This window comes from Pseudomonas tremae (assembly GCF_023278125.1).
Classification (GTDB): Bacteria; Pseudomonadota; Gammaproteobacteria; order Pseudomonadales; family Pseudomonadaceae; genus Aquipseudomonas; species Aquipseudomonas tremae.
The window spans coordinates 3,040,006-3,054,698 of sequence record NZ_CP066270.1 but is presented as its reverse complement, the minus strand read 5'-3'; the positions used below and the strand labels follow the sequence as shown (position 1 = coordinate 3,054,698).

Genomic DNA, 14,693 nt, shown 5'->3' with positions numbered 1-14,693 from the left:
TTTTCCTACAGAGCCTGTCGATTGATCAGTTGATCGGCGAGCCACGGCAAGACCTGCTCGCAGGATGCTTCGATTTTCAGGTGCAGCAGTTCATCTGCGCGGGTCTTGCCGTGGTTGATGGCAATGACCGGTTTACCCTGTTCGGCCATGGCTTTGCACAGCCGGAAAGCCGACCAGGCCATCAGTGAGCTGCCCACGACCAGCAACCCGTCAGCCTGCTCCACGCTCGATGTTGCACTGGCAGCGGTTTGTGGAGCGACGTTTTCGCCAAAGAACACCACGTCCGGCTTGAGCCGCTCGCCTTGGCAGTACATACAGGCGGGTACTGTGAAACCGGCCTCGAAGGCAGGGTCCAGCAGCGTATCGCCGTCCGGGGCCTGTGTCGCATGGACGCTGGACAGATACGGATTCTGCAGCAATAACTGCTCCTGAATCGCCGCCCGGTCCATCCGTTGCTGACAATCCAGACACAGCACGCGGTGCAGGCTGCCGTGCAGTTCGATGACGTCCTGACTCCCGGCCTGAGTATGCAAGGCATCGACATTCTGAGTGATCAGGCTGCTGATGACATTTGCAGCCTGCAGTGCAGCCAGCGCCTGATGCGCCGCGTTGGGCTGTGCCGCGCGGATACGCGGCCAGCCAAGCATCGCTCGTGCCCAGTAACGTTGGCGTGCAGCAGGGTTGCCGACGAATTCCTGATACATCATGGGTTGCTTGCCACGGCGTACGCCATCCTTGTCGCGGTAATCCGGGATGCCGGATGCGGTGCTGATGCTAGCGCCGGTAACGACCAGAAACGCCTTGTCGGTCATCGCCTCGCAAAGCGTTTCAAGCTGACTGCGGGTTGTACTATCGAGCATCTTGAAACCTCGAATGAGCAATATTATCCGGGCCCTGTTCCTGCGAGATTAGCAGGCAGGCGCACGCTGGGAAGCGTTGGTTCAAAGGGCCATTGTCCAGCGCCCGGCACTCGTGGCAACCTTTAACCTTTAACCTTTATCGCCTTGCCAAGGAAGCTCCGATGCGCTCGTTTCATTTCAAACAACTGGATGTGTTCAGCGACTAGCCTTTGCTTGGTAACCCGCTGGCGGTGGTGTTGGGGGCTGACGGGCTGAGCGACGACCAGATGGCTGCGTTTGCCCGCTGGACCAACCTGAGTGAGACCACGTTTTTGCTCAAACCGACTGACCCGCGTGCTGACTATCGCGTGCGCATTTTCACGACCCTTCGAGAGCTTCCGTTTGCAGGTCACCCCACGCTGGGCAGTTGTCACGCGTGGCTCGAAGGCGGTGGCGTGGCGCGTGGCAAGGAGATCATCCAGGAATGCGGGATTGGCCTGGTGCGCATTCGACGCGAGGGCAGCGGGTTGGCATTTACAGCGCCGCCTTTGCTGCGTTACGGCGCAGTAGACGCCGGGCTTATCGAGCAGATTCGCCTTGGCATGAAGCTTGGTCCGGGGGAGATTCTGGATGCTCGCTGGGTAGATAACGGCCCCGGTTGGGTCGCGTTCAGGTTGGCAGATCGTGCCAGCGTACTGGCACTACAACCGGACTACACGCTATTGAAAGGATTGAAGCTCGGCGTTATCGCGCCTTGGGACCCCGCAGTGGACGGGGACGAGGCACAGTTCGAAGTTCGCGCTTTTATTCCGGGCGACGGCATGGCCGAAGACCCTGTGACTGGCAGCCTCAATGCCGGACTCGCTCGCTGGTTTCTGGACGAGGGGATGGCACCTGACAGCTATACAGCCAGCCAGGGTACCGCGCTCGGTCGCAAGGGCCGAGTATCTGTCCAGCGTGTGGGTGACGATATCTGGGTGGGCGGTTCGACCGTAACCTGTATCGAAGGGCGGGTTTCACTGTAAGCGTGCCGGGCGTTGCTCCAGGCTAGACAGCCTTGGAATGTGGTGCCGAGGGCCACTGCGGCAAGGCATTCATTCCTTGAGTGCAATCTTCTTGCCACGCCGGGCGGCAATGTCGCTGGCCTGACCGTCGCGTTGCTTGCCGGTCCGCGCTTGGGTGATCAGCGCCGGAATCAAAGGGCCTTCAGGCAGGTTTTTCCAGAAACGCGAAGGGAAATGACCCTCCATGACCTTGGGGTTCAGGCGCGCAGGGTTGAAGATGTGGCTGTAGTACGTGAGCCACAACTCGCCGTGCGGATCTTCGACGTGCCGGGCCATGGTTTGCCACGCTTGCGGGCAACGACGTTCGTGGATCAACTGCTTGCCGTCGAAGTACACACCATCTTGCGGAGTGGCAATCATCCAGCGATGCTGGCCCATGCGGCCGATGAAGTGTTCGCTGGCACTGAGCAGAATGTCATGAGCCGGTTCATGCCAGGCCACGTATTGCGGGCGCATGAGCGCAGCGTCATTGTCGGTAGGCGGTAACGCTACGAAGCGCAGAAAGGCATGCAGGTGATGGGCCTCGCGGCGCACCGACTTGAGCCTGCGATGCAATTCACTGCCCAGCCTGTCGCCAGCCATCATGGCGGTGCGGTCGCCGTGGGTAACGCGCCACAGCACCTCATACAGCAGGCTCCAGCGCTGCTCGCCGCGATAGCGTGAGGTGCTCTCCAGTAACTGCAGCAATTCCAGCGGAACACGGGCCTGAAACGGGCCGGACTCCTTGGGGTATTCTTCTTCGCTGCCGAACAGATCTGTAGCGTCGGGTGATTTCCAACTGACCTGGCTGGGGTCTATCTGATGGCTCAGTAACCAGCGCGCCTGCAGCCGCCACGTGTCGAAAAGATCGTCGCAATCAAGGCAAATCATCCCCAGAGCCCCATTTGCTGAGGCTGCGGCCGGTCCCGCAACTGATGGTGCAGGAATTCACTGGTGGTCTCAGCCTGCGGCGGATGATAGTCGCTGGTGATGATGAAGGGCTTGGCCTTGGCCAGCACGCAGCGCATGCGGGTCAGGTCTTCGTAGCGAATGCGCCGTTGCCTGCGCAGTTCGACGAGTCGCTGGGTAGTCCGGATGCCTATGCCCGGCACCCTGGCGATCAATGCCGGGTCGGCCTTGTTCAGGTCCAGTGGGAACACCTGGCGATTGCCCAGCGCCCACGCCAGCTTGGGGTCGATGTCCAGAGCAAGATCGCCTGGCCCATTCAGCAGTTCGCCAGCGGTAAAACCATACCCGCGCAACAGGAAGTCAGCCTGATACAGCCGGTGTTCGCGCATCAACGGTGGCGCGGCCAGCGGCACGCTGTCGGGACTGTTGGGGATCGGGCTGAACGCCGAATAATAGACCCGGCGCAGTTTGAAGTTGCTATACAGCGACTGGGCACTGTGCAGGATGGTGCTGTCGTCGGTGGCATCGGCGCCGACGATCATCTGGGTGCTTTGCCCGGCAGGTGCAAAGCGCGGAGCGCGCGGTTCATTGCGCACCGTCTGTTCGCCGGTGTAAATGGTCTGCATGGCCTTTTTAATGGAGGCCACGTCTTTTTCCGGCGCCAGGGTCTGCAGGCTGAGGTCGGTGGGCAGTTCGATATTCACGCTCAGACGATCTGCATAGCGGCCGGCTTTTTCAATCAGCGCGGGGTCGGCGTCAGGGATGGTCTTGAGGTGAATGTAGCCGCGAAATTCGTGCACTTCCCGCAACAACCGGGCTACTTCGACCAGTTGCTCCATGGTGTAGTCCGCCGAGCGAATGATTCCGGAGCTCAGGAACAGCCCGCTTACGCAATTGCGACGGTAGAAGTCGAGCGTCAGGGTGACCACTTCCTCGGGCGTGAAGCGCGCGCGAGGAACGTCGCTGGAGCGCCTGTTGACGCAATACTGGCAGTCGTACAGGCAGAAGTTGGTCAGGAGGATTTTCAGCAGCGACACGCAGCGCCCATCCGGCGTATAGCTGTGACAGATACCCATGCCGTTGGTAGAGCCGAGCCCGCTTTTGTCCTGGGAACTGCGTTTGGGCGCTCCGCTGCTGGCGCACGACGCATCGTACTTGGCGGCGTCCGCCAGAATGCTGAGCTTGTCGATGAGCTGCATGGAATGCCCCTTAACTGTTTGTATGTACAGTATAGAGTTGCCGATGCAGACTCAAGCGTCGATACCCGGATCAGACCGAAGGTCGATCCATGCAGGGCCGATAAGGCGAAGAGGCGAAGAGGCGAATGCGAACTTAAATGTTATTTTATAACGATGTTTGAATCTGGTATGTAATACTGTAACAAATAATTGCAGGTTGCCCGCGCGTGAAATCCTCTTCTTCTCCTTCAATCGCAGGTTCTGCTCTGGCGCTATCCGCCTGGAAGCGTATTCTGTTTTCGCTGGCGATACTGACGCTGCTATGGCTGGCAATCGGCTGGTCGGTGGCCATTCCGTGAGTGCCGCGATTGCGCTGGAAAATCTGACTGTGGCGTACGAGCGTCGTCCTGCTGTGCATCACATCAGCGGACGCTTCGAGGCAGGCAGTCTTACCGCTATCGTCGGGCCTAACGGCGCGGGTAAATCAACCCTGATCAAGGCCATTGCCGGGACCATGAAACCCGCCCAGGGGCATGTCGACCGGGGGCGCCTGGCTACACGCACAATCGGTTATCTGCCTCAGGCGGCTGAAATCGACCGGAGTTTCCCGTTGAGTGTTGCCGACACGGTGGCGATGGGTGCGTGGCACAGCGTCGGCCCGTTTCGCGGGCTCACGCGCCATCACGCCACGCTGACCCAGGATGCGCTGCGCACTGTCGGGCTGGAAGGTTTTGAAAAGCGCAGCGTTGGCTCGCTGTCGTCGGGACAGTTCCAGCGCGTGCTGTTTGCTCGGCTGTTGCTGCAGGACGCATCGGTGATCCTGCTCGACGAGCCATTTACTGCCATCGACGCACGCACCACCCGCGATCTGCTGGAGCTGGTACGCGTCTGGCACGGGCAGGGGCGCACAGTGATCGCTGTGCTGCACGACATCGATCAGGTGCGTCAGCACTTTCCGCAGACCTTGTTGATGGCCCGTGAAGCCATTGCGTGGGGCGAAACCGCCGATGTGCTCAGCGTTGCCAACCTGCGCAAGGCGCGCAACATGGCGGAGTACTGGAGCCCGGACGCAATGCTGTGTGATGCCGAGGAAGAGCATTCATGATGCTTTATAGCCTGGTCGTCGAACCGTTTATCGAGTTCGGCTTCATGCGTCGTGCGCTAGTGGCGTGTCTGGCCCTGGGGATAGGCTCCGGCCCGGTAGGCGTGCTGTTGATGCTGCGGCGCATGAGCCTGGTGGGAGATGCCATGAGTCACGCTGTCCTGCCGGGGGCTGCGGTAGGCTTCATGGTCGCCGGGCTGTCGTTACCTGCCATGGGCTTTGGCGGGTTGATCGCCGGGCTGGCAGTTGCCTTGCTGTCGGGGCTGGTCAGCCGACTGACCTCGCTTCGTGAGGACGCCAGCTTTGCCAGTTTCTATCTGACCTCGCTGGCTGCCGGCGTGCTGATCGTCTCGCTGCATGGTTCCAGCGTCGATCTGCTGCATGTGCTGTTCGGCACCATTCTGGCCATTGATGACATTGCCATCTACATGGTCGGCAGCATTGCCTCTTTCACGCTGGTGCTGTTGGCCGTGATCTATCGTCCGCTGGTTCTGGAGTGTTTCGATCCGGGGTTTCTGCGCGCTGTCGGCGGACGTGGATCGTTATATCACGTGCTGTTTCTGCTGCTGGTGGTGCTGAATCTGGTGGCAGGCTTTCAGGCGCTGGGCACCTTGATGGCAGTGGGCATGATGATGCTGCCCGCGACCGCTGCCCGCTTCTGGACCAACTCGCTGAGCGGCCTGATGGTGATTTCGACACTGCTGGCCACATTGTCCGGCCTGATCGGGCTGATCGTTTCCTACCACGTTGGCGTCGCCTCCGGGCCGGCCATCGTCCTCACCGCGAGTGCGTTCTATGGCGTGTCCCTGTTATTCGGGCGCACGGGCATCGTACGTCGACTGTTTCCCAAACCTCACCTGGCTCATTGAAAAGGTATGTCATGAAACGATTGATGTTATTGAGTTCTATGGCTGCACTGGCGCTGTCGGCATTCGCCAGCCTGGCTCAGGCCAAGCCGCTTGAGGCGGTGGCGTCGTTCACGGTTATTGCCGATATGGTCAGTGCCGTCGGTGGTGATCGCGTACACGTCAAATCCCTGATCGGCCCGAATGGCGATCCGCACGTCTACGAGCCAACGCCAAGCGACGCGCAAGCGTTGAAAAACGCTGATCTGGCGTTTGTCAGTGGCCTGCATCTGGAAGGCTGGATGGACCGGTTGATCAAGGCGTCGGGCTATAAAGGGCAGCCCGTCGTGCTGTCCCAGGGTATCAAGACCCGCAGCATGGATGAAGACGGCAAGAGCATCGTCGACCCGCACGCGTGGAACAGTGCAGCCAATGGGGTGATTTATGTTCGCAACATTGTTGCCGCGTTGAAAAAAGCCGATCCGGAAGGGGCGAGCGTCTATCAGGCTAATGGTGATCGCTACATCGTCGAACTGCAGCAACTCGATACCTATGCCCGCGACCAGATCCAATTGGTTCCGGCGGCCAAGCGCAAGATTCTCACTTCGCATGATGCGTTCGGTTACTTTGGTGATGCCTACGGCGTGAAGTTCCTGTCGCCGCTGGGCCTGTCAACCGAGTCCGAGGCATCGGCAGCGGATGTATCGAAACTGATCCGCCAGATCAAGGCCGAACACGTCAGCGCCTATTTCTTCGAAAACTCCAGCGACCCGCGTCTGGTCAAGCAGATCGCCGAAGCCAGTGGTGCTCAGCCTGGTGGTGAGCTGTACGTCGAGGCCCTGTCGCCTGCTGATGGTCCTGCGCCGACTTACGCGAAGATGTTTCGCTACAACGTCGACACCCTTACCACTGCGATGAAACGCAATCAGTAAAACCTCAGTGCGCGCAGCCCTTGGCATTCAAGGGCTGCGCAACGCCAAGCCTCAGTTGTCGAGAAACTTGAACACGGTAGTCTGGGTATACGCTTTGCCCGGGTCCAGTCGTGTGCTGGGGAATTTCGGCTGATTGGGCGCGTCAGGGTAATGCTGGGTCTCCAGCGTGAAAGCCCCCCAGTGCGGATAGATATTGCCCGCCTTGCCGCGAATAGTGCCATCCAGGAAGTTGCCGGTGTACAGCTGCACGCCGGGTTCGGTGGTGAACAGCTGCAATTTACGGCCTGATTGCGGGTCGCTCACCTCGGCAGCCAGTTTCTTCACGTCACCTTTGGTGTCCAGCACCCAGTTGAAGTCAAAGCCGCCTTGCTTGGGTTCTGCGTACTTGAGTTGCTGATGGTCATCCTTGATGTGCTTGCCAAACGCAGTGGGCTTGAGAAAGTCCATCGGGGTTCCGGCCACGGCAGGCAGTTCACCGGTAGGGATCAATTTGTCGTTGACCGGCGTGTAATGGGAAGCGTGAAGGGTGGCGACCTGTTTGAGAACATCACCACTGCCTGCGCCCGCCAGATTGAAATAGCTGTGGTTGGTCAGGTTCAGCACCGTCGGTTTGTCGGTGGTAGCGTGGTAGTCGATCTTCAGCTCATTCTTGTCGTTCAGGCTGTAGGTGACTTCGGTGCGCAATGTACCGGGGAAGCCCATCTCGCCATCCGGTGACACGTAGGTCAGCTTGACGCCGACCGAGTCACCGGTTTTGGTTTCTTCTGCCTTCCAGAGTCTTTTGTCAAACCCTTGGGTGCCCCCGTGCAGAGCGTTGGTCTTGTCGTTGAGTGGCACCTGGTAGGTCTTGCCATCGAGGCTGAACTTGCCACCCGCCAGGCGATTGCCGAAGCGACCGATGGTTGCGCCGAAATACACGGTGCCATTGTCCTGGTAACCCTTCACATCGTCGAAGCCCAGCACGATGTCGTCGACCTTGCCGGCTTTGTCGGGAACCAGCAGCGATTGCAGTGTCGCGCCGTAGGTGATGATGCTGGCCTGTATGCCGTGGCTGTTGCGCAAGGTGTACTTTTCAACGGCACTGCCGTCGGACGTTTGTCCAAAACTGCTGTGTTCGCTAGTGAGTGCGGCCTGTGCAGTCAAGGTGCTGATCATCAAAGACAGTCCAAAGGTGCTGAGAAGAGCGTGCTTTTTCATCTGATCTACCCGCTTTTATTGTTATTGGTAAGACTATTTGATCGAATTTCATTCGATGCATGGGGTTATAGCCGATAAAATGCCGCTTGAAAAATAAATTGTAATACTATTTAGTAGTGCAGGCGTCACTGAGGCTTGGTCAGTAACCTTAGCCGATGATCTGACAACGATTTCAGCCAGATGAGCCGAATCCTGAAAAAAAAGGATGAACCCGATGGCTCGGCTAATGCAGCTCGTGATGTGACCACCTGAGCACGACACACGCTAAAAAAGTGCCTTTACAACAATAACAAAGGACATTTTTCATGAACTGGCTGCCCGTCTCCGAGCACCGTTTCAAGCTTGCCGAAGGCTCCTTCTGGGATGCTCAGGAGCAAGCCCTTTATTGGGTCGACATCGCTGGCTTTCTGGCCTGTCGTCTGGCTGCCGGGCAATACCGTCAGTGGCGCATGCCCGAACCGGTTTCTGCGTTCATTCCGACCGCAAAAGGCGATGCTCTGGTGACCCTGGCCAGCGGTATCTATCGCCTGGATCTGACCGCCGAAAAAACCTCTCTGTCATTGTTTTGCGTGGCGGACCCCACACCCGGCAACCGTGCCAACGAAGCCCGTTGTGACGCGCGCGGGATGCTGTGGATGGGCAGTATGCAAAACAATATCGACGCGGAAGGCGGCGATATACCGTTGTTTCGTCGCTCGGGCGGCCTGTTCCGGGTCGATGCCGATGCAGCCGTGACACGTCTGCTGGACGGGCAGGGCATCGTCAACACCCTGCTCTGGAATGCCGACGGCAGCGTGTTGTACAGCGCCGATACCCTTGACGACGTCATCTACCAATACCCGCTCATGGCAGACGGGACGCTGGGGCCTCGTCAGGTCTGGGCTGGTGTGCAAAGCCAGGGTTCGCCTGATGGTTCGGCGATGGACGCCGAGGGGTATGTCTGGAACGCCCGCTGGGGCGGAGGTTGTCTTATTCGCTTCGCGCCCGACGGAAGTGTCGATCGGGTTGTCGAGCTGCCTGTCAGCCACCCCACCAGTTGCGTGTTCGGTGGTCCTGATCTGCAGACGCTGTACGTCACTAGCGCAGCGCCTGGCGATGCGCATGGTCAGTTCGACGGCGCGGTATTGAGGGCAGATGTGGGCGTGAAAGGGACGCTGTGTCAGCGTTTTGCCGGTTGAAGAAATTTATGCTGTCGACGCATCTATCAAGGCGGTGGCGGCAAAGTGACATTCGGTTACATAGCGGTCATTCATTATATGGTATGACTATTTAATCGGTTTCAGACGCCCCCGCGTTTGCAACCGCCACCTTGCTGGTCGCTGTAGCTATTCAATAAAAATAAGGAGTTAGCTATGTTGAGTCGTCACGGGATTCGTTCCCTGTGCTGTGCCGCTGTCACCACTGCCATTCTGGGCATGAGTGGCATTACTTCCGCTGCTGATGAAGTCAAGATCGGCTTTCTGGTCAAACAGGCTGAAGAGCCCTGGTTCCAGACCGAGTGGCAATTCGCCGAAAAAGCCGGGAAAGAGCTTGGTTTCACGGTCATCAAGATTGCCGTTCCCGACGGCGAGAAAACCCTGTCTGCGATCGACAACCTTGCTGCCAACGGCGTGAAGGGTTTTGTGATCTGCCCACCTGATGTTTCGCTAGGCCCTGCCATCGTAGCCAAGGCCAAGGCCAATGGCATGAAGGTCATGGCGGTGGACGACCGTTTTGTCGATGCGAGCGGCAAGCCGATGGAGGATGTGCCGTATCTGGGTATGGCAGCCTTCGAAGTGGGCCAGAAGCAGGGCGCCGCCATGGCGACCGAGGCCAAGAATCGCAAGTGGGATGAGGGCGAGTGGAAGAACACCTACGCGATCATCAATACCTACAGCGAGCTGGACACCGGCAAGAAGCGCACCGACGGCTCGGTGGATGCATTGAAAAAAGCCGGTTTGCCAGCTGATCACATCCTGTTTTCTCCGCAAAAGACTCTTGATGTACCAGGCGGAATGGACGCCACCAACTCGGCTCTGCCAAAGCTGCCACGTGAAGCCAAGAACCTCATCATCGGTGGCATGAACGACAACACTGTACTGGGCGGCGTACGCGCCACTTCGGGCGCAGGGTTCTCCGCCAAAAACGTGATCGGGATCGGCATCAATGGCACCGATGCCATTGATGAGCTGAAGAAGAAAGAAAGTGGCTTCTTCGGTTCGATGCTGCCAAGCCCCGACAAGGAAGGCTACCGGACTGCCGAGTACGTCTTCAACTGGGTCACCAAGGGTGTCGAGCCGCCCAAGTACACCGCTATGGATGACGTGACATTGATCACTCGCGAAAACTTTCAGGCTGAACTGACCAAAATCGGTTTGTGGAAGTGAGCTGAGCGAGGGGCCTGATTTCGGGCCCCTCAACTGTGCGAGGAGGTTGGTTTCATGCAACAGGCTATCGAGCTTCAACCCATAGGCGGTGCCCTGCGTTTCAATGGCATCGGCAAGGTATTCCCGGGCGTCAAGGCGCTGTCGGACATCACCTTTGAGGCCCGTCCCGGCAGCGTCCATGCACTGATGGGCGAGAACGGCGCAGGCAAGTCCACGTTGCTTAAAATTCTCGGTGGGTCGTACCAGCCCAACAGCGGCAACGTGCAGATCGGTGATCAGACCCACCAGTTCAAGTCCACTGCCGACAGCATCTCGGCAGGGGTTGCAGTGATTCACCAAGAGCTGCATCTGGTGCCGGAAATGACCGTCGCCGAAAATCTGCTGCTCGGGCACATGCCCAATCGTTTTGGGCTGATCAATCGTGGCGCCATGTACCGTCGTGCCGGCGAATTGCTCAAGGGGCTGGCTGACGAAATCGACCCGCGTACGCGTCTGGGCGATCTGTCGCTGGGTCAGCGGCAGTTGGTGGAGATCGCCAAGGCCATGTCGCGCAACGCTCATGTCATTGCGTTCGATGAACCTACCAGCAGCTTGTCGGCGCGCGAGATCGACCGTTTGATGGCGATCATCACGCGGCTGCGGGATGAAGGCAGGGTGATTCTTTATGTGTCGCACCGTATGGAAGAGATTTTTCGCGTCTGTGATGCCGTAACGGTGTTCAAGGACGGGCGCTTTGTAAAAACCTTCGAGCAAATGGCCGACCTGGACCACGACCGGCTGGTGACCTGCATGGTCGGTCGCGACATTCAGAATATTTATAACTACCGCCCTCGTCAGCACCAGGGTCCGAGTCTGCGTGTTACCGGGTTGATGGGCCCTGGCCTGCATGAGCCGGTGACCTTCGCTGTGCAAAAAGGCGAGGTGCTGGGCTTTTTCGGTCTGGTGGGCGCAGGTCGCACTGAGTTGTTTCGCCTCTTGTCCGGCTTGACGCGCAGTACAGCAGGCAGTCTGCAACTGGATGGCCAGCCGCTGACGCTGAGATCGCCACGCGACGCCATCGAGGCCGGAATTCTGCTCTGCCCGGAGGACCGCAAGAAGGAAGGCATCGTGCCGCTGTCCAGCGTTGCGGAGAACATCAACATTGGCGCGCGGCCACGGCATGTGAACTTTGGCTGCCTTATTCAGGGCCGCTGGGAGCGCGATAACGCGCGTAACCAGATCAAGTCGATGAACGTCAAGACACCGTCTCCCGAGCAGCAGATCATGTTCCTGTCGGGCGGCAATCAGCAGAAGGCGATTCTTGGGCGCTGGCTGTCCATGCCGATGAAAGTGCTGTTGCTGGATGAGCCTACCCGAGGTATCGACGTCGGCGCCAAGTCTGAAATCTACGAGATCATTCATAACCTGGCGGCTGATGGCATTGCCGTGATTGTGGTGTCCAGCGATCTGATGGAAGTCATGGGTATTTCCGACCGAATTCTGGTGATGAGCGAAGGCGCAATCACCGGCGAACTCAACCGCGACGAGGCTGACGAGTCGCGATTACTGCAATTGGCTCTGCCACGCACGCGCGGCTGACAGTCGGTCCCTGACCATGAACAATAAAAAAGAGGTGCGTATGTCTACCGAATCCAGCCTGCAGGCTCCCCGTCAGGGCATGAACCTGCGTCGTTTTGCCGATGACTGGGTGATGCTTCTGGCCGCTGTAGGGATCTTCCTGCTGTGCGCCGTGTTCATCGACAACTTCATGTCGCCGCTCAACATGCGCGGTCTCGGCCTGGCGATTTCAACTGTCGGCATTGCCGCCTGCACCATGCTGTATTGCCTGGCTTCCGGCCATTTCGACCTGTCGATCGGTTCGGTACTGGCCTGTTCCGGGGTCATCGCCAGTATCGTGATTCGTGACACCGACAGCGTGTTTCTGGGCGTGTCCGCCGCACTGGCGCTGGGGTTGGTGGTGGGCCTTATCAACGGCATCGTGATTGCCAAATTGCGCATCAATGCGTTGATTGCGACGCTGGCGACCATGCAGATTGTGCGTGGCCTGGCGTACATCTTCTCCAGCGGCAAGGCCGTCGGCGTTTCCAACGAAGACTTCTTCATCTTCGGCAATGGGCAGGTGTACGGCGTGCCGGTGCCGATCCTGATCACCATTGCCTGCTTCGTCTTTTTCGGCTGGCTACTCAACTACACCACCTACGGGCGCAACACCATGGCCATCGGTGGCAACCAGGAAGCGGCACTGCTGGCGGGTGTGCATGTCGATCGCACCAAGATCATCATCTTCGCCGTGCACGGCCTTATCGGAGCGCTGGCAGGTGTGGTACTGGCTTCACGCATGACTTCAGGCCAGCCGATGATTGGCCAGGGCTTTGAACTGACCGTGATCTCGGCCTGTGTACTGGGTGGGGTTTCATTGAGCGGCGGCATCGGCATGATTCGTCATGTGATCGCGGGGGTGCTGATTCTGGCGATCATCGAGAACGCGATGAACCTGAAGAACATCGATACCTTCTACCAGTACGTGATTCGCGGCACGATCCTGCTGCTCGCAGTGATCATTGACCGGATGAAGCGCCGGTAAGTTAAGTATTGCAATGCAGTATTGAAAGAGCCCTTGTCGAGCGATCGGCAAGGGCTTTTTTCATGAAGGAAGGCTGTTGATAGCGAAGGTAAAGTCGCGACATGTCAGTCTGCGGCTGTGATGTGATGTGAGGATTATGTTAGCGCTATTAAATAACACCGCTGAGGCAGTCAACGGTGTTATGCCGGTTGTGGGGGCTTGACCTGTTATCAGCGTGAACCTCGTCAAGTTGTTCCCCCGCATTGTTAACGAGAATGTGATGCCAACGCAGAGCTACCCAACCGGGTCAGCCCATACAACACCGCGCCCACGACCAGCATGATGCTTGCACGCAACCAGGTTTCCGGACCTTGCTGGGTGAGCAGCAGCAGGCAGGAAAGAATGCCGAGTACCGGGACAACCCAATGAACCTTGAAATGCCCTTCCTCGACCTTGTCGCGCTTGAGTACCAGTACCGCGACATTGACGCTGAGAAACACGAACAACAGTAACAGCACCACGGTTTCAGCCAGAATCGTCAGGGTACTGGTGAAAGACAGGGCGATGGCTACCAGCGTAGTCACGAAGATGGCCACACCGGGCGTCCGGCGCCGGGGCAGAACCGAACCCATTACAGACGGCAACAGACCTTCGCGTCCCATCCCGAAGGTCAACCTGCTGGCCATGATCATGGTTAACAGCGCGCCATTGGCGACCGCAATAAGCGCGATGACTGCGAACCAGGGCGCAGGTATTCCAAGCCCAGATGCGCTGACCACATCCATCAGCGGAGCTTGCGATGCCTTCAATTGCTCGACGGGCAAGACCATCGCTGCGCCTACGCCGACCAGCATGTAAACCGCGCCTGCGATGAGCAGCGCGCCGAATAGCGCCTTTGGATAAACCCTGCGCACATCCTTGATCTCTTCAGCAAGGTTGGCCGAGGTCTCGAAGCCCACAAACGAATAAAAGGCCAGCAACGACGCAGCAAGAATCGCCGTGGCCGGTGATGCTGTATCCAGTTCGAACACGCGTTGCGGCACACCATTGCCCTGGCTGACAAACCAGACGGCAGCGGCGATCACCATCGCCAGACCGCTCAGCTCAATGGTGGTCATCAGCAGGTTGGCCGACAACGACTCCTTGATACCCCGCGCATTCAATAGCACGACGATGACCAGGAAACCGACGCACACCCACTGCGCGGGCCAGTTCACCAATGCCTGAAAGTAGTCGCCGGCAAATGCCACCGCCAGCCCGGCAGCGCTGGTGACGCCTGCCGCGACCATCGAAAAGCCAACCAGAAACGACAGCAGCGGCTTGCCAAAGGCTTTTTCCGTGTACACCGCTGCACCTCCTGCACGCGGGTATTTGGTCACCAGTTCGGCGTAGGACGCAGCAGTCAGCAACGCAAAACACAGTGCAATCAGCAACGGAGCCCAGATGGCGCCGCCGACGCGTCCGGCTATCGTGCCTGCCAACGCATACACGCCGGCCCCCAGCACGTCGCCGAGGATGAACAGGGTCAGCATAGGGGCGGTAATTGCCCGGCGCAGCGGGGTTGTGTCAGGAGTGGCCATGCCGGGAAATTCCTTTTTCATTACTGCTGGGGAGGGTTCGAGGCCAAAGGCGGTTATCGGTCATATATAGCTTCATCAATAGTTCGAGCATCAACCTGTCAGTAATGAGATCGCTTTTACAGTGAACAGTGTGAACAAC

Annotated in this window: 14 protein-coding genes; 9 read left to right on the top strand and 5 right to left on the bottom strand. The window is 58.4% G+C overall.

Going from position 1 to position 14,693, the window contains the following annotated elements; all coding sequences use genetic code 11:
• Positions 1-5: 5 nt before the first annotated feature.
• A complete protein-coding gene (locus tag I9H09_RS13850) occupies positions 6-860 on the bottom strand; it encodes an NAD-dependent protein deacetylase (protein WP_236502427.1) in 855 nt (284 codons plus the stop codon).
• A gap of 209 nt (positions 861-1,069) precedes the next feature.
• On the opposite strand from I9H09_RS13850, the gene I9H09_RS13845 reads away from it, so the two are divergent.
• Positions 1,070-1,864, top strand: coding sequence for a PhzF family phenazine biosynthesis protein (locus tag I9H09_RS13845; protein WP_223810520.1), 795 nt, complete (start codon positions 1,070-1,072; stop codon positions 1,862-1,864).
• Positions 1,865-1,933: 69 nt separating this feature from the next.
• Here the strand turns inward: I9H09_RS13845 and I9H09_RS13840 are convergent, their stop codons facing one another.
• Together I9H09_RS13840 and I9H09_RS13835 are read right to left on the bottom strand one after the other, a co-directional pair.
• Positions 1,934-2,773: a TIGR03915 family putative DNA repair protein gene (locus tag I9H09_RS13840; RefSeq protein ID WP_122313163.1), complete on the bottom strand. Its 840-nt coding sequence runs from the start codon at positions 2,771-2,773 to the stop codon at positions 1,934-1,936.
• The gene (locus tag I9H09_RS13835) at positions 2,770-3,990 is read right to left on the bottom strand and encodes a putative DNA modification/repair radical SAM protein (protein WP_005893106.1); all 1,221 of its coding nucleotides are present in this window, start codon (positions 3,988-3,990) and stop codon (positions 2,770-2,772) included. Before I9H09_RS13835 ends, I9H09_RS13840 begins: the two co-directional genes overlap by 4 nt.
• A gap of 206 nt (positions 3,991-4,196) precedes the next feature.
• On the opposite strand from I9H09_RS13835, the gene I9H09_RS26905 reads away from it, so the two are divergent.
• Genes I9H09_RS26905 through I9H09_RS13820 form a run of 4 tightly spaced genes read left to right on the top strand, consistent with a single transcriptional unit; the run spans position 4,197 to position 6,848 of the window.
• Positions 4,197-4,328 (top strand): hypothetical protein, encoded by a 132-nt coding sequence (locus I9H09_RS26905; protein ID WP_268935240.1) that lies wholly within the window; start codon positions 4,197-4,199, stop codon positions 4,326-4,328.
• Positions 4,292-5,074: a zinc ABC transporter ATP-binding protein AztA gene (gene aztA, locus I9H09_RS13830; RefSeq protein WP_032618865.1), complete on the top strand. Its 783-nt coding sequence runs from the start codon at positions 4,292-4,294 to the stop codon at positions 5,072-5,074. Before I9H09_RS26905 ends, aztA begins: the two co-directional genes overlap by 37 nt.
• Positions 5,071-5,940, top strand: a complete 870-nt coding sequence (locus I9H09_RS13825) for a metal ABC transporter permease (RefSeq protein ID WP_122313164.1) — start codon at positions 5,071-5,073, stop codon at positions 5,938-5,940. The genes aztA and I9H09_RS13825 overlap by 4 nt, the downstream gene beginning before the upstream one ends.
• Positions 5,941-5,951: 11 nt before the next feature.
• The gene (locus I9H09_RS13820; protein WP_122346446.1) at positions 5,952-6,848 is read left to right on the top strand and encodes a metal ABC transporter substrate-binding protein; all 897 of its coding nucleotides are present in this window, start codon (positions 5,952-5,954) and stop codon (positions 6,846-6,848) included.
• Positions 6,849-6,899: 51 nt separating this feature from the next.
• Here the strand turns inward: I9H09_RS13820 and I9H09_RS13815 are convergent, their stop codons facing one another.
• Positions 6,900-8,045 (bottom strand): aldose epimerase family protein, encoded by a 1,146-nt coding sequence (locus I9H09_RS13815; protein ID WP_024670138.1) that lies wholly within the window; start codon positions 8,043-8,045, stop codon positions 6,900-6,902.
• A 305-nt stretch (positions 8,046-8,350) separates the two neighbouring features.
• On the opposite strand from I9H09_RS13815, the gene I9H09_RS13810 reads away from it, so the two are divergent.
• From I9H09_RS13810 to araH, 4 genes are all read left to right on the top strand, one after another.
• Positions 8,351-9,223 (top strand): SMP-30/gluconolactonase/LRE family protein, encoded by an 873-nt coding sequence (locus I9H09_RS13810; protein ID WP_122323849.1) that lies wholly within the window; start codon positions 8,351-8,353, stop codon positions 9,221-9,223.
• A 174-nt stretch (positions 9,224-9,397) separates the two neighbouring features.
• Positions 9,398-10,411: a substrate-binding domain-containing protein gene (locus I9H09_RS13805; protein ID WP_005893096.1), complete on the top strand. Its 1,014-nt coding sequence runs from the start codon at positions 9,398-9,400 to the stop codon at positions 10,409-10,411.
• A 54-nt stretch (positions 10,412-10,465) separates the two neighbouring features.
• A complete protein-coding gene (gene araG / locus I9H09_RS13800; RefSeq protein ID WP_024670141.1) occupies positions 10,466-11,989 on the top strand; it encodes an L-arabinose ABC transporter ATP-binding protein AraG in 1,524 nt (507 codons plus the stop codon).
• A 40-nt stretch (positions 11,990-12,029) separates the two neighbouring features.
• Entirely contained in the window at positions 12,030-12,995 is a 966-nt protein-coding gene (gene araH, locus I9H09_RS13795; protein ID WP_005893093.1) for an L-arabinose ABC transporter permease AraH, read from the top strand.
• Positions 12,996-13,240: 245 nt separating this feature from the next.
• Here araH and I9H09_RS13790 read toward each other — a convergent pair whose 3' ends face one another.
• On the bottom strand, positions 13,241-14,554 hold the full coding sequence (locus I9H09_RS13790; RefSeq protein WP_122346445.1) for an APC family permease: 1,314 nt from the start codon (positions 14,552-14,554) through the stop codon (positions 13,241-13,243).
• Positions 14,555-14,693: the final 139 nt, after the last annotated feature.

What these genes read in the sequence shown, in the direction of transcription:
- aztA (WP_032618865.1), top strand. Translation starts at nt 4,292, where the DNA reads ATGGCTGGCAATCGGCTGGTCGGTGGCCATTCCGTGAGTGCCGCGATT.
- I9H09_RS13820 (WP_122346446.1), top strand. Translation starts at nt 5,952, where the DNA reads ATGAAACGATTGATGTTATTGAGTTCTATGGCTGCACTGGCGCTGTCG.
- I9H09_RS13805 (WP_005893096.1), top strand. Translation starts at nt 9,398, where the DNA reads ATGTTGAGTCGTCACGGGATTCGTTCCCTGTGCTGTGCCGCTGTCACC.
- I9H09_RS13825 (WP_122313164.1), top strand. Translation starts at nt 5,071, where the DNA reads ATGATGCTTTATAGCCTGGTCGTCGAACCGTTTATCGAGTTCGGCTTC.
- araH (WP_005893093.1), top strand. Translation starts at nt 12,030, where the DNA reads ATGTCTACCGAATCCAGCCTGCAGGCTCCCCGTCAGGGCATGAACCTG.
- I9H09_RS13835 (WP_005893106.1), bottom strand. Translation starts at nt 3,990, where the DNA reads ATGCAGCTCATCGACAAGCTCAGCATTCTGGCGGACGCCGCCAAGTAC.
- araG (WP_024670141.1), top strand. Translation starts at nt 10,466, where the DNA reads ATGCAACAGGCTATCGAGCTTCAACCCATAGGCGGTGCCCTGCGTTTC.
- I9H09_RS13840 (WP_122313163.1), bottom strand. Translation starts at nt 2,773, where the DNA reads ATGATTTGCCTTGATTGCGACGATCTTTTCGACACGTGGCGGCTGCAG.
- I9H09_RS13790 (WP_122346445.1), bottom strand. Translation starts at nt 14,554, where the DNA reads ATGGCCACTCCTGACACAACCCCGCTGCGCCGGGCAATTACCGCCCCT.
- I9H09_RS13810 (WP_122323849.1), top strand. Translation starts at nt 8,351, where the DNA reads ATGAACTGGCTGCCCGTCTCCGAGCACCGTTTCAAGCTTGCCGAAGGC.
- I9H09_RS13850 (WP_236502427.1), bottom strand. Translation starts at nt 860, where the DNA reads ATGCTCGATAGTACAACCCGCAGTCAGCTTGAAACGCTTTGCGAGGCG.
- I9H09_RS13815 (WP_024670138.1), bottom strand. Translation starts at nt 8,045, where the DNA reads ATGAAAAAGCACGCTCTTCTCAGCACCTTTGGACTGTCTTTGATGATC.